Genomic DNA, 23,326 nt, shown 5'->3' with positions numbered 1-23,326 from the left:
AGCTCTGCGTCGACGCCGGGCATTGGAGTTGCGATGCGCCTGAAGGAAGGCTGCGCCTTCTATTCCTGAAGCTGCTGCGCTACGTCCCGCTTGCCCAAGCTCCGAACCGAAGCCAGAGATTCGAGCTGAGCAGCGCGTGGTCGAGCCTTGCCCTGTTCCCAGTGGTAAATCGTCTGACCCGAGACGCCCACCAGCTTGCCGTAGGCCGCAGCAGACAGTCCGAGCTTGCTGCGATGCGCGGCCAACCGACCGGCGCTGAAACGGCGTGCCGTCCCCTGCTCGGCCGGCTCCGTCGTATCCGGTGTGGACCGCACTCGCGCCGAGCCCTTGCTGACCCGCCGAAGCTCTTTCTCCAAGCTGTCGATTTGACGGCGCAGCGCGGCTATCGAGCTACGGTGCTGTGCCGATGCCTTCTTGAGCGTTTCAATCTCGGTGCGAACCTCCTTGCGAGCTACGCGGGAGATTTCGGCTTTCAGGATGGATGCGATATTTGGCATGCCCGCATTGTGCAGGCCAATATCTCAAGCGTCGAACTCTGCTTCCTCAGCAGCTTCTGTGACGGTCCGATCAACCAGCGAGACCTGGAACACAACGCCATAGATCGCCTTGGTCTTGGGCTCTTGGCGCGAATCCCCGATCCGTTTGTGAATGCACTTCACAATGACCTGCTGATGATCCGGCAGCTCTGCGCTCTTTGTGGATCGGATTGCCTCAATCTCCTCGGCAAGCTCTTTGACGATCCGCGCGACCTCTGTTTCCGAACGTCGAAGAATCGTCACCAAGTAGCCGTGACGCCAGCGCTTACGGCCAGAGTTCAGAGCCGCCATCGAGATGATGCGCTGCGCGTCACCGATGATCTTGGTGCCGCGCTTCACCTCAATGATGTACCGCGGAATTCCCGTCTGCTTGTTCAGCAACACGACGTCGAAGCGAGCGGTGTCCTTGCCGATCGCAGTCCGAGCATCCACCGTCTGCCGAGCCGAGTTCTCATACATGGCCGCCGGATGTTCCAGTCGGAATCTCAACGTCGGAAACGCAGCGACCAAGCCCTGCGCAAGATTGACGTTGATCAAGTATTCCGGTGCATCGCGAAGATCGCTGTTCGGATCACCCTGTTCAGCGTACATGCGTGCCGCGCGCTCAAGCACCTCAAGAATTTCGAGCTGAATCGCCGAGCGGTGGGCTGTCTTGACAAGGGCATCAGGCATACGTGCTGACTTCAAGCGGTCGGTGTCGTTGGCATTGCTTCTGCACGTATTCTCGCAACATCTCGGACTTCAGACGCCGTCGCGGAGTCCAATGCGGCTGACGCCCCCTCTGCTAGCGCGCATCGCCACGCCGTCTCGCGTCGGCGGTCACGATTTCCACTCAATCCCGTGCAGGCTGTCTAGCGTCACACCGCCTTCTGGCACGAACTGACTGCCGAGCGTCAATGTCGCGCGCGATCCAATCCGCTTGTTGAACTCGGGTGGACTCTCCGCCCACGTGCGGCAAATCAGAGCTTCAGTACAGAGCGCCGACTTCAACTCGCCTTGCGCCGTCTTGTACTGGAGATGACACAAGTCCTCGCAGTTGAGCCAGATCAGCGTGGCATCCGCGACCGTCTTCGTTGGCCCTGTCGCTGTTGGCGCGGGAGCCGATGGCGCAGCGGCAGCAGGCGTCGATGGGGTCGACGGAGCAGGAGGCGCGGCGCCAGTCGTGGCCGTCTGCTTCTGGACGGGCATGTTAGCGATCGCTCGCTTGAACGCCGCATCACCGGTCATTACTCCGAGAGACAGCACGAGGTAGTCATGCCCCCGCATCTCGACTAGCAGGTCCTTCCTGTCGTCGGTTTGCTGAATCGTGTACTCGACTGACGAGACTTCGGTGCCGCTCGGCACAATCATCTGGAGTTGAGCTGCGCAACTGCGCTTGCGGTACTCCTCATCGGTTCCGGTCGTCCGGACCATCGTCAACTTGACCTCCGTTGCTCTCTCGACCTTTTCCAACCAACCAGGCTCGCGCGTAGAAAGGTCCAACCCTTTCGCGACCGAATTGACCAGAATCTTCTTGAGCAAATTCTGAGCTGTTGGGTCCGAGCAGGTAGGTAGAGAATCGTCAGTACAGCCAACGAGCATGGCTGTACCTGCCAGTACCAATGGCGCTACGAAGCGCCTCCAGCTCTCGAGCGTGTTCATCGCTTGAACCCCATGACCAGCGAGATGACCAGCGTCATCAAGAAGCACAGGATCTGCTGCGTCGATCCGATCGGCGTCGTCAGCGTGTACAGGTAGTACACCGACGTGATGATGATGCCGGTCTTGAAATTCTTGGGGAACGTCTTCACGGATCCCTTGGCGTCGTAGTGCATCGAGCCGGTCAGCGCGATCAAGCCGGTGACCGCAGGGATCGTCAGAAATGACGTGATCACGAACCAACGGCGGCGGTACCACGGCACCAGGGAATATGCGCCTGGCGTACCGGCCAACGGTGCAGCCACGGTCGCTCCGGTCGCAGCAGCTACGACTTGCGGTGCGCCACATTTGGGGCACGTCGGCGCCGTTTCATGAATCTGTGCGCCGCAGCCGCGGCAATGCACGAACGTAGTCATCGAAGTTCTCCTCTTCAGTTGTTAAAGATTGGCGAGACAGACCAGCAGACTGATGCCTGCCGTCACGAGACCAACCACGGCGGCGGTGCGGCCGGGTTTCTGGTGATAGATGCTCAGAGCGCCACAAACGGTGGCGCCGAGTGAGAAACCGAGGGCGCCGAGCAGCTCGTCGCGATCGGCCGGACTACCGTCACTCAGGAGGCCCAAAAGCGTCAGAACGCCGAGCACGCACGAGACGATGGCCAGAACCGGGCTGCCGGCCGGTTTCGAGGCAGCGCCGCCGGCGACGTTCGGCTGCGGAGCACCGCAGCGGGGACATGCCATGGCCAGGGCGTGCAGCGGCTCGCCACACGCGCGGCAATGCACGAGAGCGGTCATTCGAGTTCTCCTCCAGTTGACTTTCAAGTCGCCCGCTCTCAGCGAGCGAGTAGCTTTGATTTACATATTCATGCGCAGTATATGCATCGACGCGCATACTGCGTGGTTGTTCGTGCTACGTCCGGGCAGATTCGCCACGGATGACAACCGCTTCCCGCTCGGCGACGCCGTCCGCTCCACCACCGCAATCCGGCTCAAAATCGCGTAGCACCGCCGCCGCACGCCTTGAGCGCGAGACCAATCCGGTGTCACTGCAACTGGGAAAGCACCTCAAGACTCTGCGAATTGACCGTCAGCTGTCTCAAGAAGAGCTGGCGGACAAATCAGAGGTGGATCGGACATTGATCAGCCGAATCGAGCGGGGTGTCGCGAATCCGTCACTGATGACGCTTTCGATCATTTGCTTTGTCCTCAAGATCACTCTGTCTGAGCTGCTTGCTCCAATTCGAACGAACCTGAAGCCGCACTGGGCGGACCCCGCTGCGCCGATCCGTCGCGCCGCAGGACAAAAAAGAACGTCTTCGACACGACGCCTCCGGTAAGAGGCTTCACGTTCATCGGAGCCGTCGAGACGGCTTTTCGACTTCAGCCACACTCAGCTCGCAGTCTTTTCGCCACCGAAGACTCCGCCGTTGCTCACCACTGAGATGGCAGACATCAGCCTCACCGGCTCGCTGTGACCGGCACTTTCGTAACGCCACTCCACCGACTTGCGCCTGCGCTTAAAGTCGATTGGTCTGTCGATCTTCAGCATCCCGTTTCCGCACGAAAACGGCGGAGCATCGGCCGAGGGGTCCAGTACCAGCAACGAATCGACCGTGAATTTCTGGCCGAGCATCAGGCCGCCGCATCCAACACCCAGCACAAAGTGACGGTATCGGCCGTCCTTGAAACTCTCGTACGCCAGCAACGTCAGTTGTCCTTTCATGAGCGACTCGACGGCGAACAGATCGACGCCGCGGTCGAAGCCGTCCGCTGACCGGACAGTGAGCGGCAACTCCATCGCTTCAAGCGCGTCCACGACGTCTTGCGCGTACGCCCCTTCGAGCCAGCTATCGCCCAGCACCGCATAGAGGTCTGCCGCCACGCCGTACTTCCGGTGAGCCATGGAAAGCAGCGCACTGCGCTTCGCCACGTCGAGGATCACCAGCGCCATTGCGAGGCAATGCAACGCACAAGCACTATCCATCTCACTCTGACGAATGTGAACCGAAACCGGTTCGAGACGCCGGCTCCTGGTCGTCAGCACGCTTCCGACAGTGAGCGCAGCGTGGTACCGCTGAACGCGAAATCCGTTGTTCGTCGAACGCGCCACGTCAGTACTCGTCGGGGCAGAGCAGCGTCGTGCTGGACCGGTCGGCCTCGGTGATGCACCACACGGTCGGCGTGCGCCGCCGTTCTTGCCCGGTCATACGTTCCAGCGTCGCGGCATCGAGCAGCCGGTATACGGAGAAGATGCGGCCACCGTCGGCCAGTGCCAGCACGTTGCTCGCCGCATCGTCCGTGCAGACGTCACCCCAATCGCCGCTCTGATGTCGCACCAGCAAGCATGCGGGGCCGATTGCATGTTTTTCCAGCAGTTCCAGAGCGCCTGGCGTTGCCAGTGTTCGGCCGAGCGCGAACAGCGGTTGAACGTTCTGCGGTGCCGCTGGCGTGCAACGGTGTTTGCGAACGTTGGGGTCCAGGAGATTGCACATGATTTTTCTTTCGATGGCGGTGATGAAGTAATCGGAATGGACGTATGCCGGCCTTCGATCTGCAGACCGTATGGACACGTCGAGACATAAAAAAAGCGGCCTGAAAGACCGCTTGTTCGGGAAGCCGGATGGCGCACTAGCTGGCAGCGGCATACAACGCCTGCATCAATGCCAGCACCGTCACCGGCTCATTGCGTTGGCCGTGTTCGACGAAGCAGCGTTGGACCGTCCGCTCAATGGCGTCGAACGGCAGATGGCCAGCCAGCGGCTCGCACTGCGCATCCGGCACCTGCCAGCCGGTGAGCCAGGTGAAGGCTGCCGAGAGGTTCGCTGCGCTTAGTGGGCGCCCACTCAAGCTGGCGATGAACGCATCGGCCACCGGCTGCTCGTGCCACTCGAGGAGCGCTGCATCCGGCACATCGTTCTGCGGCTGTAACGACCAATGCGGCAACCGCGGCTCCAGCAGGTCGAAGAGCAATGCATTCTTCGATCGGTGGACCGTCTCCAGCACTTCGATCAACGTGTCGCTGGGCTCCAGGCACTGACACAAACTTGAGGGCGCTCGCTGCGTCTCGGTCAGGATCAAGCGCATGGCCTGCAGCCGGCACGGCAAGACCAGAGATTCGGCGACCGCGATGACCGGCTCTTCCAGCAGGATCGACAGTGCTTCGATGACATCGGCCCAGTTCTCGCACGGCACGTATCCGAGCACCCGATTGAGCATGGCTGGGTGCTGCGTTTCGGCGCAGTACGCCCAAAGCAAGAGCTTGCGCTCGACCGGGGTCAGATGAAGCAGTTCCGCCAGCCAGGCGAGATTGCGAGCCACGGCGCACTCACCATCGGGCTCCGGCACGGTCAAGGCCGCGATCTCGGCGGTGAACGACACCGAGTCAATCAAGGGCTCGGCAGGATGGTCGGCAGCGAGCAAGAAGTGTGGGATATCGAACGAGCAAGTGCGGGCGTTGGCGATGCCAAGCTCAGGGGCAAAGAAGTTCTGGACATGACGTGCCGCCCGCTGAAAAGCATCCCCATCGACCAGGCGATGCAGATTCATGCCAAGGGTCTGAAGCATTCGGGCTGCTTGGGCCTGGCGAAATGCCACATTGCTGGGGTGCTCAGGCACGGTAAAGGGCAGGACAAGGGGCGCAGCAACCAATGCTTCAGGCACGGCTGCGCCACCGGACGAGGTGTCGGTCATAAAAGCTCCGGGAATGAGTGAGAAACGGGGACGTCAGACGCGCTGGCGTCGGCCACGACAAGGCGGCCGACGAAGCGGTCAGAAACGATCAGGGAAAGTGAAAAGCGACGGTAGAAAGCCGCCGACGACCAGGCTGTCGCTCCGAGCCGGCGTAATTGACCGCAGACTCGAAAACCGGTCAAAAACCATCAAAAAACCGCTCAAATCACGCTATTTCAAGCCGAAAACAGTGGATTTCGATAAAATCCGGCTATTTTCTTCATTTTATCATGAATTTCGTTGAAATGAAATCAATTTAAAAAACGTCAGATTGAGACTCGCATTCGATAAATTCTTGAAATATCAATTGAAGATGCGAGGAGAGTGGAATTTTTCACATAAGTCGGTGATTAAGACGTCAAAGGCCGTCGAGAACGATTTTTCGACAGCGCCAAGTGCTGGCCCGGAAAAAACTGGAGCTGAGAGGCATCTGGCCCCAGCGAGACCGAGATGACGACTACGCGCCGCCAACATCTTGGTCGCCTGACATGCGTTTGCCACCGTCCAAACGTATCAAGAAGGGGGAAATGCCCGGGGAGACGATCTAGAGTTCGTCGTTCCACCAGAGCTTGGCGGCGCCGACAACCACGCCAGCTATGGCGACAACACTGGCGTACCCCGCAGTTTTGACCAACTTGTTGTCACTGCCGCACATCTCTACGATCTTGACTGCACCTCGAACAAGAACGTGTTGGCCCTCAACGTCCCAAGATTTGGCTCGCGGCCGTGCGGCGGCTGCTCCCGCCACACTCACAGATGGGCGAGTGCGCGCGTACTCCTCCAACAATCCTTCGAGGGGCCGTGCAGCCTCTGCGCGGGGGGCTTTCAGTGCGCCCACGACGATATTCGCTGTGGCATGGAACTCGCGAATGTCTCGATCTGTGAGGTTTTGAGGGTTGTGCGCAGCCCGGTTTCTCACGGTCATGACCTTGCCGATGTTGGATTCCACCGCCACAGGCCATTTCCCTTCCCTCGATGCAAGCATCTGCGCAATGCCATTTCCGCTAGCGCCAGCTTTTTCGAGCAAGCGCTCGATTTCGCTGGCCTTGAGCATCACACCGCCCACTTCTTCCGCTTGAGTCATGCGCTCCTCGATCTGTTGTCGTTTCATTGCACAAAGCTGGCACAAAGCCCGTTGACCAGTTTGTTGCAACCGCCATCAGCGCTCACTCGGCAACCGCGCCCAAAGAGTTGAGCTTCGAAAGGCTGAGTGCAGTGCTCCAATCGTCAAGCGTCAAGCCTCACAACGCCTGAGCGCAAGAGAGCTGAAGTCCGTCATGCCGCCCTTGCGTGCGCCGGTCCGTTCAGCTCGCTGCCGCACGCACCACAGAATTTAGCTTGAGGTGCGTTGTCCTGATCACATTTGGCACAGCGGTTCTCCATGAGCGCTGCAATCGCTTTCTGGCGGATGTAAGCCACTTGGACCACGCAAGGCAGAGTGACGCGAAGTGCAGGACTGGCAAGGTCGAAAGCTGTCCAAAGACCTGTGATCACCCAGCCAATAGGCCCCATGGCGATGGATAGCGTCTTGTTGATCACGGGCCCTGCGGCAAACTTTAGACCGGATCCTGTCACAGCCTTGGCCACAGCGTTGGCAACAATCATGGCCAGCTGAAACGTCTTGAAGCCCCCCAGTTGACCAGCTTTCAACAGCATCGCTGTTAGAGCGGGGCCTGCAAGCGAGAAGTCCGTTACGTTCAGCGCTTCAAGCAACGCTTTACGCTCTTCCTCAGTCATCTTGTCAATGGAATCTCTCAAGATTTTCTGCAAGATTGCCGTCTCGATCTCAACGACGCTCATACTTTCAGTGATCGGCGCCTTAAGTCGCTTCGCAACATCGGTCGCAACCTCCTTGTAGGAAATGGGCCCATTTCCCTTCAGGCTACGGAAAGCGTTGGCGAGAGAATTGCCGCCGAACTCGCGAATTTCGTCGTCAATCTTGCTACGAACGTGTTCGGCGTAATACCTGTTCTTCTTCGCCGTGACGAGCATAGTCTTGACGTCGGAGTCAAGCGCAGCCCGACCCTCGCCTTTGTCTGTGATGTAGTCCACCAGCACGGCCAAATCGTCGGGCTCCGCGATGTCGCGCAGCAGTGCCCAAGTCTGATCGTGGTCTTCGCTAAAGTTCATACCTTCTCCATCCTTGTGAATCGTCGGTTTTTGTAACGGCACGCCCTGCGCCGCACTTGAGCTTGTCCCTCCGGTCTAGAAGGAGTCGTCCCCACATTTTGTGTTGCAGAAGATTTCAAGCGTGGATGGAGTCTATCCCCCTTCAGGCCCCCTTCAATAGCATCGAAGTCCATTTTGGTGGACTACGCAAGTAAAACTGCTTCCAAGACACTCCACATCAATTACCAAATTGAGGATTGAAACGGAAGATGGCGCAGTCTACTTAGATGGACTGAGAGAATTATTTGAATGCAAGTCCAATCCGATGGACTTGAAATTCAATTGCTATTGGCGAGCGCCTAGCCTCTTTTCATAATTCGCTCACTTTCACAGGGCCTGATTGGCTCAAAGGAGATGAGATGCGTAATGAAGAGGCGAGCACTACAGCCACAAAGGCAAATGGACCTAGCGCAATGGGGCTATCCATGTCTCAGACGCAATTGCACAAGTTCGGAACAAAAGGAGGGACCGGCTTTGCATTCGAAGACCTCAATACGCTGCAGGACCGGCGTGCAGGGCACGCGGCTGAGCAAGTGGGTCATACCAACCAGCTCAACGGCCCCGACCGAGTTGTCGACGGCATAGCCATCCAGTCGAAGTGCTTTGACTCTGCGAGGCGAACTGTTCTGTCGGCGTTTGACGAACGTGGCACCTATCGCTACGGCACGCAGCAGCTGGAAGTCCCTCGGGACCAAGTTCTCGAAGCGCGTGACCTCATGCGCAAGCAGATCCTCTCGGGAAAGGTGCCTGGGGTCAGTGATCCAAAAGAAGCGGAGAACATGATTCGCGGTAGCTCGTACACATACGAACAGGTGGCGAACACCGCGAAGGCGGGCACCATCGACTCCCTTCGATTTGACGTCACCTCGGGGGCGGTCGTGTGCCTGTGCGTCGCAGGCTTTGCGGCTTGCATCGACTACGCCCAAGTCCGCTGGAGCGGGGCGTCGGAAAAGGAGGCGCTGCGCTCGATGACCCGGACGGCGATGGACAGCGGCTCCGCCGCCATGGCCTCCTATGTAGTCGCCGCCCAGCTTGTGCGAACGACCCTTTGGCGTAAGGCCCGAATCGGCATTCGCCACGGCGTCAAGGCTTTGGCGAAAACAGGAAAGGGCCGCACGATGGTTGAGGCAATCGCGCGCGCGAGCTCCCGAACACCCATGCTCGGTGGTGCCGCGGTGACTCAGTGCACAAAGGTGCTCTCGCACACCGGAGCTGCAGCGATGGCCACGACTGTCGTGACGACCGTGCCGGACATCTACCGGGCGGCCTTTACCAAGCGCGGCTCCTGGGCCCAAGCGGGCAAGAGCCTGGTGTGCAACGGCGCCCAGGTCACCGGCGGATCGGTGGGCTGGGTGACCGGTGCGGCGGTGGGCGCGGCTTACGGATCGGTGTTGCCTGGTGCGGGGAATGTCGTCGGCGCCGTGGTCGGCGGTCTCGTCGGCAGTCTGAGTCTTTCCACTGCGCTTGGCTCAGGCGCACGATGGGCGATGGGACATGTTGTGAAGGACGATGCCGCCGAAATGCTGGAAATCGTGCTGCCCCTCATCTCCGAGGTCAGTGATGCGTATCTGCTGACGGAGCTGGAGCAAGCCGCGCTCGTCGAGCAACTACCCATGCTGTTCCCGACGCCGACTCTTCGAGACATGTACGCCAGCCATGAGCGGCACACCTTTGCCACACAGGTGCTCGAGTCTGCTGCTTTGGGCCTTACCGCAGCTCGCGCACCTATCGTCGTCCCTGATGCGAAGGACCTTGATCACCGCGATGGCGGCGATCCCGCATCAAACGACAGCATGCCTTTTCGCAAATCTGCCTGAAACGCTTGTGGAGTCCAGATGGTCAACCAGAACCCGCTTGAACAACTCGCTGCTTTCGCAATCTGCTTTGTCGCCGGGGCTGCGAGCGTTGCGGCACTCGCCCTCTACACTCGCATCGTGCGTCCCGGAAAATAGAAACAGGAGTAGGTGCGCGCCTTTCAGCGGCATGCATGTCCACAAGAAACGAAAACCATGACAGCCCGATCTCCTGACCTTGAACTACAAGATGGTGGCAAGAGAGCACCGAAGAAAAAGCGGTCCAGTCCCTTGTTCGAGCGCACCGTCGCTCAGTTTCAACGGGCTTTGCGGCGGGTTGTTCCGTTCTCTGCGGCGGACCCCGATGGGGACCACAAGTCGCGCTCTTGGCAGATGCTGAGTCACAGCGCCGGCGTGTCTCGTGCGGCCCTGGGGAAGTACATGGAGGCGGATGCTCCGCCGAATCCGGTGCTCGAAAGCGTGTGTCGATTGGCAGAGGAACTCAGCATTCCCCCTGCGTTTTTGCTGATGACGGCAGATGACTGGACGCGTCTATTCACGGCCTTCCATACCTACCAAAGCTCGCTGCATGGTCGCAGCCAGTTCCATGACTACGTCGACAAGACCGTGGCCAGCCCAGACTACGCGTGCAAGCCGGTCGACATCATTCGAGATGCTCAGGCCATTGCCGGCATGACCGATGTGGGGCGCTCAGCGGTGCGCCAGGCAGCATCCGTAATCGCGAACGTCAGCTTGGCGATGCCACTGCGTGACCTTCCTCCTGAAGCTCGTGGTCTTGCTCTCGTTGTTGCCTCAGTGGTAGCCACGTCTTCACCAAAATCTAGATTCCTCAGCGAGCAGGAGGCTCACCTTGGAGCGAAACAAGAACGCTCAGCATCCCAACGAACCGATACCAGAGGCAGCGATGTCTGAATACTCCGTCCTTCTCAAAGAGCCGAACAGCCTCTATCCGCTGCTCGAGGTTGCCCGAGTTGAAGACCTCTCCGTGCTCACGGATTACATCACTGATAGCGGCGAAGGTCGGGTGTCCCTGGACAGCGATGTTTGCTCCAAGCTCGTCGCTGCAGCAAAGCGAGGGAGTTTCACGAGCCCCGAGAGAGTGCTCATCGGAAAGGAAGTATTGCTCTATGGGGGAAACTCCGTAGCCAATGCTTTTCGGAGTCTCTGGAGCGCTGCGTCCAATAGCAACCGAGACGCCACGATTACCTACCGCGAGTTGGTCCACGACGTCGCAAAGCAAATTGGAGCCGGTGTGCACACGGAAGCGGACGTTCAGTCGGTGGAGCGAGCGATTCTGTTGACACTCTTCCGAAAGAGCCTCGACACCCTGAGCAAGACGGACCGGGAAGCTGCACTTAAAGCGGTGGGGGCGACAGAGCGAGCAATTGCAGCCGCGGGCCCGGCTCTCGCGGCAGTCTCCGCAGCCGCAATCGGGGCCATGGTAGCTGGAGGATTGGCACAACAGGCCCTTGGCCGGACGCTCGTGTTCGCTGCACCGGCGCTGGTTCCGTCCATCTCGGCCTTTGCTGGGCCGGTCGGAATCATGCTGGGGGGCCTTTGGTCGGCCGCTGGATTGGCAAGTCCAGCCTATCGCATCACGATTCCGTGTGTAGTGCAGCTGGCACACATGCGCACCACATACATGGACGCAGCGAACTCAAAGGCCTGCTCGGCGTGTGGCGCCCACGTCCCCACGACGGCGAAGTTCTGCACGACCTGCGGCGCCAAGCTCTGAGAATCCAACGTCACGATGACTACTGCTGAATACAACCCTTGGTATGGGCACACCTACGAAGTCATTCAAGAATTGGCGGACTGGAGGACCTTCTCTAGAGACATCCCGAAAAAGGTCATGTGCATCTACTCGTGGATGCCTCAAACGCTCATGAGCGTCAAGCACGCGGGTGGTGGAACCAAATGGTCGGCCTTCTCACTTGAAGATATCGAGCGCTTGACGAAAACCGTTGATTCCGAGTTCGCTGCCGTTCAGTCACTTGAACTTCAGAAAGCGAATCTTGAAGAGCTTGAAGGCTCCCTGCGCAATATAGCTTCAGTGCTTTTTCCGCCCTTCGGACCTGTTGCCATGTCGAAGTACTTGCATTTCTCGGCACCCACCCTGTTTCCTATGTGGGATCGAAGAATCAGGTCGTCTCGCAAGCATGCTGCGACCGTCGACGGATACCTCGAATACATGAGGGTGTTCAAAGAAGAATTGATGGAAGCATCAAACATGGAGAAAGCCCTTTCTCAATATCCATCCAATGCCGTGCGAGGTTGGGACATCGTGAACATGATGAGGCGGGCTGCCTAACGCCTCCGGTCGGCTGTGCAGTCTCATCAAAATGAATGAGCGGGAAATCTCTTCTCACCTAAGCAGCACTAACGGCGACAGCATAATAAGTATGGTGTCTGTAGCAACTAACGTCGGAGTTGGCCGGCGGCCAATAGTCGGACCAGGCCCGCCGATGGGCCGTCCGTGTCGAACGACCCATTAGAGCTCGCTGCATCAAGGCCCTAGAAGAGATCACGTCCGGCGGAAGCGGATGACATAGTCGTCCCCATCTAGCTCTGCCACTTCTCCGACCAAATCAGGCCGAACGTCAAATTCCTTCTTCAACTTGCTCGCGTCCTCGCCGGCCTCAACTCGCGCGACCTCCTTTGTGCTTACGATCACAAGTCGGACCCGACTTCCTTGTGCCTTCGCTCTTTCGAGATTGGCCTTGAATTCGTTCTTGCCAGGCCCCTCCCAGCGCGTAGTGCGGCCCCAGTACTCGGCCGAATTCTCCGGCCCCCTCCGGTAGTGGTGTGCCCATTGGCTCAGCACTAGTTCTCCCTGCATCGTCCAAGCAGAGACCGACCACATTGGATTCTTTAGGGTGGCTCCGTATCGGGCGAACGCTTCTGTGAGGCTGAGATGCGCCATTTTGTGAGCTCTATCCAATTTGGGACCACAGGACTCGCGACCGCCATGTCTGAAGCATCCCATCGTCGTCAGTCGCGAGCAGTGGGCGTTTGTGCCTAACTTCTTTGGCAGAAACGTCCGACGTTCGGAGGGGCGTGGGAAAGTAGGAAGCCTCTCGGTTCCTCGCCTCCGCAACAAGAATAATCGGTGAATCTGCAGCCTCAATCCAAACAAAAAGCTGCTTGAAAAACTTCTTCATCGCCGCGCCTCGTTGTCCATGAGTACGACAGCAAGTGCTCAGCCGATCAGTAGCACAGCGCCGCAATGTTGGCCTGTGCTTTGTTCGCGTAGTCAGATGGAATCTGATGACCTCGGCTGCTGGCGTGACTGAGCGTTCGATTCCATTTCTCCTGAGCCGATTGGCAGGCCTGCGATCGCGCAACCTCTTCCTGGCGCACTGGCCCAGGCACGACTGCGTACCCCCCCGCACCTCCGATGACGGGCGCGATTGAAATGCTGGTACCTGGACAGGGACGGCTACGGTAGAAAGCACTCCCATCCGCGCCGACGCATTTGTATGCGGCGTCACCGGCAAAAGCGTTGCCAGCCAACGCCAGTGCGAGGATCGTGATTGACTTCATCGCCATGTCCTTCCGTTGGCAGCCTTTGGGTGACAGGGCGGCTGCGTGCGGCCCATGATCAACACTAGCGCAGCGATCTCTCCTTTGCATGAGACAAAGCGACTGATTGTTGGAGGGCATTTGTCCTAGGAGAGGAATCCAAGTTCGAGTTCAGGTATCGCACGGCGCGCTAACCCGGGGCGAACCGCCAGACCTCGACCCCGCGGTCGAATGACGGGTTCTCGCGACGGATTCTGCCGGTCGCGGGAATACACTCGCTGAAACGATCATCAGGTGAGGTCCCCGCACTTCATATCGCAGAACGTGCCGAAATACGCGTCCATCAAATGATCAGCTTGAGGCATCATTCCCGTGTAGGAGGGAAGTTCGCATGCAACCCGATATGGAATTGCGCAGAGCACTGGAAGCGGTTCGCGGCCTCTCGGAGCAATCGCCCTCCTGGAACTCTGTTCTTTCGACGGCCAATCGGTTGGTCGGAAGCGATGCAGCCGTACTCATCGTCTTCAATGGCGAAAGTGTCGTCGACGTACAGCAGTCGGGTGCGGACGCGGCAGCGGTCCGAGACTATGCGGGGCATTTTCATACCGAAGATGTGATGACGCTACCGAGCGTAGTCAAGCCTCCGGGTACTTGGCTCGACACGCAGATCCTTCTTCCAGAACAAAGACGGCAACGCAGCGCTTATTACGTCGACTTCATGTGCAAACACCGCATGAGGCAGCTCTACTCGTTCATTATCGAAAACAGCCCTGATCGACGGACCAGTTTGGGGTTTCAGCGGGAGTCCGCATGGGATGGACTGTCGTCTTTCCTTGCCGGTGAAAGAATTCGCACCTATACCCAGGCGCTCCAACAAGCCGTTGAACGGCGGCGCGCTCACGCGGCCTCATGGTTGGCAACCACTGATCACGCCTTTGACGCCCTGGCTGAAGCCAGTTGCTTGGCACACAGTTCGGGACAGATCGTGCATGCATCGCCAGCGGCAAAGGAGCTTTTCGACTCGCGCGGCAGCGTTATCGTTACGGGTGGTCGAATTTCTCATCCCGATCCGAAAGATCGTGCGCAGTTGCAGGCGAGCTTGCTTTCGGCAGGCGTCACCGATAAGGTGCAGCAGCTTGTTTTCCGAGACAGCCGCACCGGTCTACCAGTTCATCTAGAACTAGTGTGCGCGAACCCTTTGCTTCGCATGGGCCGCGAGCCATTGGTTTTCATTCGACTTCGACGCGCTGGACAGCAAGCAGTGGCGTCGCCCGAGCGGCTCATGCAGCCTCTCGGCATCACGCTGGCCGAGGCGCGGGTCTTGCACGCGCTGGCCTCGGGGCTTTCGGTAAGTAACTATGCCGAGAGCAACGGCGTCTCCATCCATACCGTGCGCAAGCAGGTAGCAGCGTTGATGATCAAGATCGATTGCTCGAGGCAAGTCGATCTGGTCCGAACTGCGTTGAACGTTCGGCATTGAGTGCGTGCTGACCAGCCTATGAGTTGACGCGATTCAAGGTGGAGACCGCCGTGAATCCTCTGGACAGTGATTCAGCCTTCAACGTCCCGTCTGGCTGGAGTTCATAGCTGAAGGAAACGGGTGTCCTTTGCTCGAAAGAGAAATTCAGCTTGGTGCCGACGAAACGCGCCTGGGTGCGCCGAAAGAACGCGGGGAACCGGCTGTGGTCACCTTGTGCATAGACAACCGTGGCTCCGTCTGCCGTCAGGTTCTCCACGATGAGCACTGTCTCTTGTTGCTGTCCGCCTGCGAGTCCGCGCCACTTTCCCGCCCACTTACCGGAGAAGGCACGACGCTCCGCCGGGAGCGTGTTGTCAGGGGTCGAGATCGCGACGTCCGGTGGCAACGGTACAGACGTCAAGGAGGGTGCGCTTGCACAACCGGCCAAGAGCGCGGTCGCCAATATGCTCAGGAAGAATCGTTGCATGGTGATCTTTCGAAAGGTATAGAAAATTCTGATCGAATTGAGCGGAAGTTCGCATCACCAAAATTGAGTACGCCTCTTTGCCTCGCAATGACATCCGACAGCTTCTTCGGGCCTGCCCACGACGGCGGCGCCACCGGCTACAGTCGGCCATGAGCGGCCGGCCGGCATAGAGGCAGAATTCGCCCTCAGCCGGACCGTCAAAGAGCAGGCCCGCACGGATGAAAAACCGCCTTAAGGTGCGCGATGGACAAGCAAGACCAGCTGGACCGCAGGATCAACGATTTCGCTACGCGCTCGTTCCGAGACATCGCGGATGGTGACTACATTGCCGCCAGGCTTGCCTATCGCGCGGAGCTCATGCCTCAGGCAATGTGGTCTGCGCAACAGGCGCTAGAGAAGTACCTGAAGTACATCCTTCTCGTGAATCGCGTCCCAGCAGCAGATGTGCGCCATGACATCAGTGCTGCCTTGCGCCTCGTCGAGAAGCTGCCGTGGAAGCCTGTCCTGCGGCCGCAAAGCCGAGAGTTCCTGGAGCACATCGCCGCCTATGGCGAGTACCGCTACCTGGACGTGTCCTACTTCGTCGTCGGGTACCCCATTCTTGAACTCGACATGACGGTATGGGACATCCGTAGGTATTGCCAAGTGCTTGATGTTTTCGGAAAGGTCTTGCCGCTAGTTGAGCAGCGGTTGCTAAGAGAGGCCCACGCGATGTTGAGGGGAAGCACGGAATGCCCTCCGCATGAGTTCCGTCTCCATGGTGGGTACTTGGAGAAAGTCATCGACAACGCGAAGCATCCGTCCAGGAGCGCGCTCCTTTGGCAAAACGCCTTCTTCGGCAGCCGCCGGCGGCCGACTGTGAGGTTGCAACACAATCTAAATGCCGCAAACTCGCCGCTGCATTTGTACCCAGACATGCTTGAAGAGCTGTTGAAGTACGTGTACATCCCCAAAGACCTACGCAACGGCTACCGGGAGCACCTTAAGCAGATAGTCGCAGACCCATCGAAACGACCGTAGACGGCCATCAAGAGTCGTTCGCGACCGGCTGCTTGGGGGCAGTCCAACCGGTAGCTGGCAGAGATCGGAGCGGCCAATCTTTTGGAATCCATCAGGGCCTCACATCCCGTCTACACGCCCTAAGTCTGCTGCCGCACCAACGCGTGAGCGGAGCCAGTTTTCGAGCGCGTCGACTCGCACAAACTCTGTCGGCACAACGTATGGCGGATTTCTCATCCACCAGTAGATGTCTCGACTGACATACACCTCTAAGAACCTCGGCTTGAGCCCTGCCGCACCTTCCGGCCACTTCAGAAGCTCGCGAAGCTGCGCCACGTTCTGGGAAAGAAAGACACGCCGTCTTTCGATCTTCTGGAACTGGCCGTGGTCCTTGCCAGCACCGAAGATCCGCTCTCGCAGCCTTCGCCCGTCCTTCAGACAGAACGGTGGCTGGTTGTACTTGCACTCCACGCCGAGCCAAAGATTGCGTGCTGGCCAGTAGGCCAAGACGTCGAAGTCACCGACATCATCGAACCCTTCTTTCGGAAAGCGCCGCTTGAAGTCAATGCCATGGATAGCAAACGGCGTCGTTCGCAAGCAAACTTCAAAAGCCCTAACTTCGAGCTTCGCTTCGAGCTTGGCCTTGATGCCTCTGACTTGGGATATGACGTTCGGCCATGCGAAGTCGGCAGGCAGGTACCCATTGGTGAGGGTTCCCAGCCAGATGGCCGAACTCCGCTTGACCGTCGCGGCACCCCAGGCCAGCAAGTCTTCTTGAACCTCCACCAGAGGTCGGATGAGGTACCGATGGACTCGCTTGTTGTGCTCCCAGGTCGGCACATCCGGCTCGTCGGTGTCCTTGCCTGCCAACTTTCGTATCCCAGCCGGGTCCAGAGTCAGGAAATCAACGATGCGCTCGGCCATGCCCGTGGTGACTTCTGGGAGCCTCTCAACAAGTTTTCTCGCAACAGCTGCGGGGGACGCTTGGTAGGAGAACTGGAGATCTTCCGCGCCACCTACGGAGTACCAGCGTGACAGCACTTCCAAGGTTTGGACAAGATGTGAGAGCGAAAAGCCAGCGTCGGCGACAAAGGCTTCGTTGATCGCTTCCAAGTTGACGCCATCCTCCTGTTCAGAGATCACCTCGTCACCTTCGTTAAGGTCGATCCCTAGCTTTGCGGCTGCAAACTCTTCAAGGAAGAGCCGCTCCTGCTCCTCGCGCCCCTCGGAGAAGAACACAGTGGGAATGAATTGGTCATCCACTTCGAGTCCGCCCACGTCGATGTCGTTGTGCAATGTATCGCTTGCGCCATACAACACTGCCAACCAATCGACGTCGGCTATCAGCTGCACGACATCATTCGATCGCACGGTGGCATTTCCTAAGGCTTGCAAACTGAAGCAGCACTCCAACAGGTATCGGTAGTTCCTCCCAGCAGTGGTCAGCTCCTCGTGCGCTTTCGCAAGCAGTTCTTTTCGATCGAACGAGACCTGGTGCTTCATGCTCAGCTGAAGCCTCGTCACTTCGTGCTGATACTTCGCAGTTACCTGGTCATGCTGCGCGATGCAGAAGAGAAGCAGCTTGCTTCGGTCGAAACGAGCGATGCGCGTGTGAACGAGCTTGCGAAGCGCATCCCGCGCGCCGTTGATAACCAGCTTCGCCGGCTCCAGTTCATGCCTGGACGGAGCCCCAACTCCCTGGTCTTTGAGCACTAAAGCAAGGTCGCGCCGCGCCAGCTTGTATTGCTGAGGCTTTGGCAGGTCGGGGTCGGCATGCGCCGGGACGTCGACAGTGCGACGTGACGTTTGCATCCTGAATCTCGGTTGCCTCGACGCTGTCCCCCGGACTCGGCCCAACACTTCCGGCGACGGTTGAACGCCCAGTAGACCGCAGATTCCGATCATCAGACTCTCAAGGCTCTCCGCTTCAAAGGATGCGTCGTTCGCCTGGTCGAGCTTGGTCCTGAGGCGCGCAAGATTGACGCGCACAGAGACCACTAAGCCGTCACTGCGGCTTGCGGGCTCAATCTTCCAGCCGTTAAGCAACGGACGCGACGCAACTTCAGACCTTGGCTCTTGATCCGCTTCCACCAACGTGTCGGGGTCGGCATGGCAACGAACGACGATGTGATCGCGAAGGAAGGGTTCGCTCTTGTCGATGAGAGCGCTTCGCTGCGTTGTCGCATCCGCCAGGCAATGCACGAAGAGTTCGACAAGGCGGCCATTGGCCGGATCCACGTCGTCACTGACCTCGAGAATGGCCTGTACAGTGCACGTACCCGCGCTACCAGACCAGGCCAGGGCTAGCGGGCCCTTGGCCCTCAGCACCGTGAGACCATCGCTCATCTCATCGATCACCCAGGTGGCCTTGCCATCGGGGAAGTGGCGAGGCGCACTCTCCCAGAACTCGGACAGGCTCTTAAAGCGCCAGCTCGAATTCCAATGCGGATCCAAGCTGATGAAGGTAGGCTGCGTCGCGCCACCGATCAACAGTTCGTCGGTGTCACGGAACGACGCAAAGTGGTCTGTGACGCCGCTCATGCCTCCGACGATTGGATTGAGCCCGTCGACGTAGCCCCAGAAGCGTCGCAACTCATCGACGTCCTCCAGCGAGTCGAAGATCGTGACGAATTCTGGCAACCCCAGCACCCGAACTTTCTTACCTGGCGAGACCATACGATAGGGTGCGGTTCCAACCTTAGCCAGGACCGCCAAGACGTCGAAGTGCCCAGCCCCTGGGCGAGATCCGTCTGCGCCGCGAAACTCCACGACCTGACCGTGATCTCGGAGCCGCAACCCCCAGCGCTTCGGCTGACTCGCAAGCCGCTTCACGCGGCGCTCAATGTGCCCGACTGCTGGAAGGTCCTGCGGCTGAACCGGAACGACGAGTTGGATCCTGTCGCCGCACATTAATGCCGCGGCGACGAACCAGTCCCGACCGTCGATCTGAAATGGGAGCTCCAAAGGCCCAACCATCAACTCGCGGTCCCGGAGCCTTAGAGACACGAATCGAGCGACCCTGCGACTCAGGTTCAGTGCCCGTGCTGGAGAAGCTGCCGGCGGGGCCGCATCCCAGTGATCCACAACGACGCTTGGGCCGCTTCTGAGTGAAATCGGCACATGCCGCGAGCCGACTCTGACGGCAAGCAGGGGCACGACTGAGCCCGTCATGACGGCATTGCTAAACTCTGCGAAGCTCCGGGGCTGACGCAGAAAGCCAAGTTCTGCCGCTATCAAGGACGGGCTGGCAGTGTCGAATGAAACGAATGGCGCATCCGCAGTCGACAGCAGTGCCGAACTGCATGCACCCCAGAACTCGGCCGATGGCGTTTCCAAGTGACCAGGGTCGATGTGCTCCCTGTGACCCACAGCATCTGCATCTACTCCACGAATGATGTGTGCCTGAATTGCCAGTGCAAGATGCATGTCATCGAGCGCCTGGGGATCGTCACCGCGCAGAACCCGGAATGCCTCGATGAAGTCGGGTATTCGCTCGACGCTGCCGCCGAAGAAGGCCGGAGCGAAGCCTTGAACCGCCTCCACGCACACCTCGCCCCAATCGGCCTCCGTGACGAAGTCCTCCATCATCGGGAACCTCGGCAGAAGCCGCTGAAGCTCGGCGTGGAACTCGCAAAACTGTTCGTAGGTCGCGAGTCGTACATCCCGGGCGAACGCTGGCTCTGGCGTCGCCAGGGCGATGTTCAAAGCAAGCAGATGTTTGACCTGGCTCGACCGATTGGGCAGCCACAGTTCCGACACCCCAATGGAGACCAGTACATCGAGAGCATTGAACCGGCACAGGAACTCCCGCAGCGCGTCCCGTCGCCTCTCGAACTCGACATCAGGAGCATCAGAACTAACTAGCTCGTCCTGCCGTAGCTCCCGCGGTCGGCCCGTTCGCTGCTTCTTTCGCTTACGCGACGAATTCTTTGACATTCGTTTCCCTTGCGGCTACTGGCCCCTTCGAACCTTGGCATTACCCCTGTCGGTCCTTAACGCTACTCGGACATACCGAACTGTGCTCCGCCAGGGATCGCGACGATCAATCAGATCCCAGCGAAACTTGACTGCCTGAAGAACACTCGGTGGCTGGTGACCAGTAGCGTCAGCCAAAGCAGCACTTCTTGTACTTCTTGCCGCTGCCGCAAGGACAGGGGGCATTGCGGCCGACCTTGACTCGCGCCTTGGCGGCTTCGCGGAGCAAGGCCCTCAAGTTGCCCGGCTTGCCCATGTTCTTCGTCAGCGCGTCCATGGCGTCGTCTTGCTCCCATGGGAAGTCCAGATTGAGCCCGAAGCGCAGCGCCTGATCGCTTGGCCGCACACACACCCCGAACCAGGTCTGGGCATGCTCGGTGTACTTCCTGGCATGGCAGTGCCTTTGCAGCGTCGGTCCGGCAACTTCTATCGGGTCGTCGTTGCAGTGAATCGTTAGGCCGGTGCCACCACTGCCCAGCCCTACGGTGACATCGTGATTCTTGCCATCAGCGATGCCCTGCTTGGCAAGCTGATCGATGCCCGCGCTGACCTCAAGCACGGTGTCCTCGCCGAGCGTCAGCAGCGTGAAGCCAAGGTCGATAGTTGCGGGATCAGGCCGGGCTCCAATTGCCTTGACCATGCGTCCCAGGGCCGTCGCGCTGAACCGCGTCAAGATGCCTTCAGGGGTGCCCTTGCCTGGGATGCCCTCACGCCGAACCAACATCGCCAGATCGAGGTCGGCGGAGATGTCGTCCTCCAGCATGACCATGTCATGCTCGTCGTCCACCCAAAGATTCTGCTTGAGGTGGTAGGACAAAATCGTCAGCTCGTGCGACGCCATCAGCTTGTCGGTGTACCCGGTCCGGCGATCTACATAGCTCAAGAAATGCAGCGGGGAGCTGAGCATTTCGGTCATCGCGTCGAGCGCGAAAACGTCCATGACGAAAGGCGGCGAGATCGTGTCGGTCGCCGCGAACTTCAGGAACTGTCGGGCCTGGAAGCTCAAGGCCGGGTAGTGATCTGAGATCAGGCAGATCACGTAGATTCGCTTGAGGCCTGTCGGTAGCGTCACGGCATTGCCGGCGGCGTCTTTGAGTGTGCACTTGCCTTCCTCGATCAGCTTTGCGCAGCGATAGGCTTGATCGCTGGAATCCTGAATGCTCTTCTTGAAGTCGTCTTTGATCTGGAGGTCATTACCGCGCCGGGCCTCAAGCGTCAGGCGTTTGGATTTGGCCTGCAGGACCAGGGCACGATTGCCGAACAGCACCAGCACGTCAATTTCAGCGAGTTTGGTGTCCTTTGACTCATAGATGTCGATGTTGGCAAGCACGTTCTCCGAGCCGAAGACCTGCCGCAGGCGCTCGACCGCAAACTGCTCGGTGAAGACGCCGCGGTTCTGCATGGCGGTGCTGACATAGGCCTTGTCAGCACCCATCCAGTAGAACGGCGCTTCATACAGCGCTTCCACGAGGCTGTAGATGTGGAAGAGTAGGAAGTTGCCATCCGGCATGCGGATGAGTGGGCTGGCGTTGGCAACATTGAAATCGTGCAGCGCCTTGAACTGCTCGTTGTGTGCGCCCGGCGGGACGGCAAATGCCGATAGGACCTTATCGACGATTGTCGGATCGATGTGCCCGAAGTCGGCGACCTCTTGCACCGAGAACGCATTCCCGGGCAGGAAGGTCCATGTCTCTTGGGGCGTTCCGTGCATGGCGCGCATAATTCGGATCGACTTTTCATCCTGCAATCGCGACACGGCAAGGACGACGTTGCGGGCAACCTGTACTGAGAAGCCCTTGTTGGCAAGGAGCCAAGGGTCATCATTCGCGTACTTGGCAGGCGAGAAATCACGGTACTGAAAGCTGTAGGCGGACTCCCCGCCATAGAAGATCGGTTCGCGCAGCGCGGCGCCGTTGGTGAAGGGATTGAAACCTGGTTCGGCAATCTTGGCAGGATCAATGTCCTGCCAAAACGACGCCGTCATCGTGTGATGGATCTCCTCCAGCAGAGCTTCCGTGGCTTCGATGTACTTTTCAAGGACCGGGGGTGCCGGGAGCGTGTAGTCAATCGAGTTCTTGAGCATCAGCCCGATGAGGGTCGATGTCTCGGTACGGATCAGCCGGCTCTTCGAGAAGAGGTGCTGCATATCCTCGGCCTTCATCTCGCCCGAGTACCGGATCATGTTGTCGCGGGAGCAGAGATAGGCGATGGCATGCGCGTAGCCGGGCGAGGCGCAGAGGCCGGCCAACTCGTCAAAGATTTCTTGCTCAGTTCGCATCGTCTTCGCCACCCGTGGCCCCATGAAACATTGCAATCATGTCGCAGCTTCCACCGACCGCCCGATCATGGGCTGCTCAGCTCGTTTCCCACACTGGCAAGTGTCGTATATGTACGGCGTAGGCAGACTGCGCTGCTCGCCTATCTGCGACTTCGAATGGCAGCTTCGGTTCGCCGATTTCAGGACTGTGGAAGTCGCCTGTGGGCCCTAAGTTGACCTCGCTCCGATGGCGGCGTTCAGGCCAAGAGCGGGCAGGCTTGGTCCAAAAAGCTAGCTGACCGCACCGCTGTTGTTAAGCGCCACCTCAGCGGCGGCAATCTGAAAGGCGTGCTGGGTTAGCGGCCCGCCAATACGGCCATCGTAGCTTTGGCGGCAACAACCACGAAGCGCCATTCCGGAACCTCGATGTACTCGGCGTCTGAGAGATTCGTTCCGTAGCGATTGAGCACAACATCGATAGCGCGTACCAGCGCAGTGACAGATTCGGCCTCTGAGGCGTCCTTCAGAATCCAACCGATTGTCGAGAGAGCATCCTGGGCGAGGGAGCTGTCGTCGAACAGGAAATGCACCGCAAGTCCGAATTCGTCGTGCTCCACGCCGTCCTCAGGTTGCCCGTCGACCCAAACCCGGCGTTGGTATGCGGGATCGGCAAGCCCCTCCACAACCATTTCGAGTTCCCTCCGCATCTCGGGATATTTCACCTGAACCATCCTGCGTCCTC

The 23,326-nt window shown here is 58.9% G+C and carries 22 protein-coding genes; 7 read left to right on the top strand and 15 right to left on the bottom strand.

All coding sequences use genetic code 11. From position 1 onward, the window contains the following. Nucleotides 1-59: 59 nt before the first annotated feature. The 5 genes from ACAM42_RS27355 to ACAM42_RS27335 form a co-directional block, all read right to left on the bottom strand. Entirely contained in the window at nt 60-497 is a 438-nt protein-coding gene (locus ACAM42_RS27355) for a helix-turn-helix domain-containing protein (protein WP_369630035.1), read from the bottom strand. A 24-nt stretch (nt 498-521) separates the two neighbouring features. Further along, nucleotides 522-1,208, bottom strand: coding sequence for a hypothetical protein (locus ACAM42_RS27350; RefSeq protein ID WP_369630034.1), 687 nt, complete (start codon nt 1,206-1,208; stop codon nt 522-524). Nucleotides 1,209-1,355: 147 nt separating this feature from the next. Further along, entirely contained in the window at nt 1,356-2,057 is a 702-nt protein-coding gene (locus ACAM42_RS27345) for a hypothetical protein (RefSeq protein ID WP_369630033.1), read from the bottom strand. 116 nt (nt 2,058-2,173) lie between these two features. After that, nucleotides 2,174-2,590 carry a hypothetical protein gene (locus tag ACAM42_RS27340; protein WP_369630032.1) on the bottom strand — a complete coding sequence of 139 codons (417 nt, stop codon included), beginning with the start codon at nt 2,588-2,590 and terminating at the stop codon, nt 2,174-2,176. 21 nt (nt 2,591-2,611) lie between these two features. Continuing rightward, nucleotides 2,612-2,968 (bottom strand): hypothetical protein, encoded by a 357-nt coding sequence (locus ACAM42_RS27335; RefSeq protein ID WP_369630031.1) that lies wholly within the window; start codon nt 2,966-2,968, stop codon nt 2,612-2,614. A gap of 140 nt (nt 2,969-3,108) precedes the next feature. Between ACAM42_RS27335 and ACAM42_RS27330 the strand changes: the two genes are divergently transcribed. Further along, nucleotides 3,109-3,510, top strand: a complete 402-nt coding sequence (locus ACAM42_RS27330) for a helix-turn-helix domain-containing protein (protein WP_369630030.1) — start codon at nt 3,109-3,111, stop codon at nt 3,508-3,510. 53 nt (nt 3,511-3,563) lie between these two features. Here the strand turns inward: ACAM42_RS27330 and ACAM42_RS27325 are convergent, their stop codons facing one another. From ACAM42_RS27325 to ACAM42_RS27305, 5 genes are all read right to left on the bottom strand, one after another. After that, nucleotides 3,564-4,124, bottom strand: coding sequence for a hypothetical protein (locus ACAM42_RS27325; protein WP_369630029.1), 561 nt, complete (start codon nt 4,122-4,124; stop codon nt 3,564-3,566). Between the two features lie 160 nt (nt 4,125-4,284). Further along, nucleotides 4,285-4,665, bottom strand: coding sequence for a type I restriction endonuclease subunit M (locus tag ACAM42_RS27320; protein ID WP_369630028.1), 381 nt, complete (start codon nt 4,663-4,665; stop codon nt 4,285-4,287). A 136-nt stretch (nt 4,666-4,801) separates the two neighbouring features. Further along, nucleotides 4,802-5,863, bottom strand: coding sequence for a hypothetical protein (locus ACAM42_RS27315; protein ID WP_369630027.1), 1,062 nt, complete (start codon nt 5,861-5,863; stop codon nt 4,802-4,804). Between the two features lie 583 nt (nt 5,864-6,446). Next, nucleotides 6,447-7,013: a hypothetical protein gene (locus ACAM42_RS27310; RefSeq protein WP_369630026.1), complete on the bottom strand. Its 567-nt coding sequence runs from the start codon at nt 7,011-7,013 to the stop codon at nt 6,447-6,449. A 164-nt stretch (nt 7,014-7,177) separates the two neighbouring features. Next, nucleotides 7,178-8,032 (bottom strand): ubiquinol-cytochrome C chaperone family protein, encoded by an 855-nt coding sequence (locus tag ACAM42_RS27305; protein ID WP_369630025.1) that lies wholly within the window; start codon nt 8,030-8,032, stop codon nt 7,178-7,180. Between the two features lie 464 nt (nt 8,033-8,496). Here ACAM42_RS27305 and ACAM42_RS27300 point away from each other — a divergent pair, with 464 nt between their 5' ends. The 4 genes from ACAM42_RS27300 (at nt 8,497) to ACAM42_RS27285 (ending at nt 12,196) form a co-directional block, all read left to right on the top strand. Next, entirely contained in the window at nt 8,497-9,888 is a 1,392-nt protein-coding gene (locus ACAM42_RS27300; RefSeq protein ID WP_369630024.1) for a hypothetical protein, read from the top strand. A 192-nt stretch (nt 9,889-10,080) separates the two neighbouring features. Further along, nucleotides 10,081-10,797: a hypothetical protein gene (locus tag ACAM42_RS27295; RefSeq protein ID WP_369630023.1), complete on the top strand. Its 717-nt coding sequence runs from the start codon at nt 10,081-10,083 to the stop codon at nt 10,795-10,797. Further along, nucleotides 10,790-11,620, top strand: a complete 831-nt coding sequence (locus ACAM42_RS27290; protein ID WP_369630022.1) for a zinc-ribbon domain-containing protein — start codon at nt 10,790-10,792, stop codon at nt 11,618-11,620. Before ACAM42_RS27295 ends, ACAM42_RS27290 begins: the two co-directional genes overlap by 8 nt. Nucleotides 11,621-11,635: 15 nt before the next feature. Beyond that, nucleotides 11,636-12,196 (top strand): hypothetical protein, encoded by a 561-nt coding sequence (locus ACAM42_RS27285; RefSeq protein WP_369630021.1) that lies wholly within the window; start codon nt 11,636-11,638, stop codon nt 12,194-12,196. An 896-nt stretch (nt 12,197-13,092) separates the two neighbouring features. Here ACAM42_RS27285 and ACAM42_RS27280 read toward each other — a convergent pair. Next, a complete protein-coding gene (locus tag ACAM42_RS27280) occupies nt 13,093-13,428 on the bottom strand; it encodes a hypothetical protein (RefSeq protein WP_369630020.1) in 336 nt (111 codons plus the stop codon). Between the two features lie 370 nt (nt 13,429-13,798). Here ACAM42_RS27280 and ACAM42_RS27275 point away from each other — a divergent pair, with 370 nt between their 5' ends. Further along, nucleotides 13,799-14,887 (top strand): helix-turn-helix transcriptional regulator, encoded by a 1,089-nt coding sequence (locus ACAM42_RS27275; protein WP_369630019.1) that lies wholly within the window; start codon nt 13,799-13,801, stop codon nt 14,885-14,887. A gap of 16 nt (nt 14,888-14,903) precedes the next feature. Here ACAM42_RS27275 and ACAM42_RS27270 read toward each other — a convergent pair whose 3' ends face one another. Beyond that, nucleotides 14,904-15,353, bottom strand: a complete 450-nt coding sequence (locus ACAM42_RS27270; protein ID WP_369630018.1) for a hypothetical protein — start codon at nt 15,351-15,353, stop codon at nt 14,904-14,906. Between the two features lie 243 nt (nt 15,354-15,596). Here ACAM42_RS27270 and ACAM42_RS27265 point away from each other — a divergent pair, with 243 nt between their 5' ends. Beyond that, on the top strand, nt 15,597-16,373 hold the full coding sequence (locus tag ACAM42_RS27265) for a HEPN domain-containing protein (RefSeq protein ID WP_369630017.1): 777 nt from the start codon (nt 15,597-15,599) through the stop codon (nt 16,371-16,373). Between the two features lie 99 nt (nt 16,374-16,472). On the opposite strand, the gene ACAM42_RS27260 is transcribed toward ACAM42_RS27265, so the two are convergent. From ACAM42_RS27260 to ACAM42_RS27250, 3 genes are all read right to left on the bottom strand, one after another. Continuing rightward, complete coding sequence (locus ACAM42_RS27260; RefSeq protein ID WP_369630016.1) at nt 16,473-20,288, bottom strand: hypothetical protein; 3,816 nt, start codon at nt 20,286-20,288, stop codon at nt 16,473-16,475. A gap of 169 nt (nt 20,289-20,457) precedes the next feature. Further along, complete coding sequence (locus ACAM42_RS27255; RefSeq protein WP_369630015.1) at nt 20,458-22,617, bottom strand: SEC-C metal-binding domain-containing protein; 2,160 nt, start codon at nt 22,615-22,617, stop codon at nt 20,458-20,460. A 323-nt stretch (nt 22,618-22,940) separates the two neighbouring features. Continuing rightward, on the bottom strand, nt 22,941-23,306 hold the full coding sequence (locus ACAM42_RS27250; protein WP_369630014.1) for a hypothetical protein: 366 nt from the start codon (nt 23,304-23,306) through the stop codon (nt 22,941-22,943). Nucleotides 23,307-23,326 lie beyond the last annotated feature (20 nt).

It is taken from the genome of Variovorax sp. V35 (genome assembly GCF_041154465.1).
In the GTDB taxonomy this organism is placed as follows: Bacteria; Pseudomonadota; Gammaproteobacteria; order Burkholderiales; family Burkholderiaceae_C; genus Variovorax; species Variovorax boronicumulans.
This window is presented reverse-complemented; position numbering and strand designations above follow the sequence as displayed.

Coding starts and splice junctions, on each gene's coding strand:
- ACAM42_RS27310 (WP_369630026.1), bottom strand. CDS start 7,013: ATGAAACGACAACAGATCGAGGAGCGCATGACTCAAGCGGAAGAAGTG.
- ACAM42_RS27315 (WP_369630027.1), bottom strand. CDS start 5,863: ATGACCGACACCTCGTCCGGTGGCGCAGCCGTGCCTGAAGCATTGGTT.
- ACAM42_RS27295 (WP_369630023.1), top strand. CDS start 10,081: ATGACAGCCCGATCTCCTGACCTTGAACTACAAGATGGTGGCAAGAGA.
- ACAM42_RS27350 (WP_369630034.1), bottom strand. CDS start 1,208: ATGCCTGATGCCCTTGTCAAGACAGCCCACCGCTCGGCGATTCAGCTC.
- ACAM42_RS27260 (WP_369630016.1), bottom strand. CDS start 20,288: ATGTCAAAGAATTCGTCGCGTAAGCGAAAGAAGCAGCGAACGGGCCGA.
- ACAM42_RS27305 (WP_369630025.1), bottom strand. CDS start 8,032: ATGAACTTTAGCGAAGACCACGATCAGACTTGGGCACTGCTGCGCGAC.
- ACAM42_RS27275 (WP_369630019.1), top strand. CDS start 13,799: ATGCAACCCGATATGGAATTGCGCAGAGCACTGGAAGCGGTTCGCGGC.
- ACAM42_RS27265 (WP_369630017.1), top strand. CDS start 15,597: ATGGACAAGCAAGACCAGCTGGACCGCAGGATCAACGATTTCGCTACG.
- ACAM42_RS27325 (WP_369630029.1), bottom strand. CDS start 4,124: ATGGCGCTGGTGATCCTCGACGTGGCGAAGCGCAGTGCGCTGCTTTCC.
- ACAM42_RS27320 (WP_369630028.1), bottom strand. CDS start 4,665: ATGTGCAATCTCCTGGACCCCAACGTTCGCAAACACCGTTGCACGCCA.
- ACAM42_RS27335 (WP_369630031.1), bottom strand. CDS start 2,968: ATGACCGCTCTCGTGCATTGCCGCGCGTGTGGCGAGCCGCTGCACGCC.
- ACAM42_RS27330 (WP_369630030.1), top strand. CDS start 3,109: ATGACAACCGCTTCCCGCTCGGCGACGCCGTCCGCTCCACCACCGCAA.
- ACAM42_RS27300 (WP_369630024.1), top strand. CDS start 8,497: ATGTCTCAGACGCAATTGCACAAGTTCGGAACAAAAGGAGGGACCGGC.
- ACAM42_RS27290 (WP_369630022.1), top strand. CDS start 10,790: ATGTCTGAATACTCCGTCCTTCTCAAAGAGCCGAACAGCCTCTATCCG.
- ACAM42_RS27280 (WP_369630020.1), bottom strand. CDS start 13,428: ATGAAGTCAATCACGATCCTCGCACTGGCGTTGGCTGGCAACGCTTTT.
- ACAM42_RS27340 (WP_369630032.1), bottom strand. CDS start 2,590: ATGACTACGTTCGTGCATTGCCGCGGCTGCGGCGCACAGATTCATGAA.
- ACAM42_RS27355 (WP_369630035.1), bottom strand. CDS start 497: ATGCCAAATATCGCATCCATCCTGAAAGCCGAAATCTCCCGCGTAGCT.
- ACAM42_RS27270 (WP_369630018.1), bottom strand. CDS start 15,353: ATGCAACGATTCTTCCTGAGCATATTGGCGACCGCGCTCTTGGCCGGT.
- ACAM42_RS27285 (WP_369630021.1), top strand. CDS start 11,636: ATGACTACTGCTGAATACAACCCTTGGTATGGGCACACCTACGAAGTC.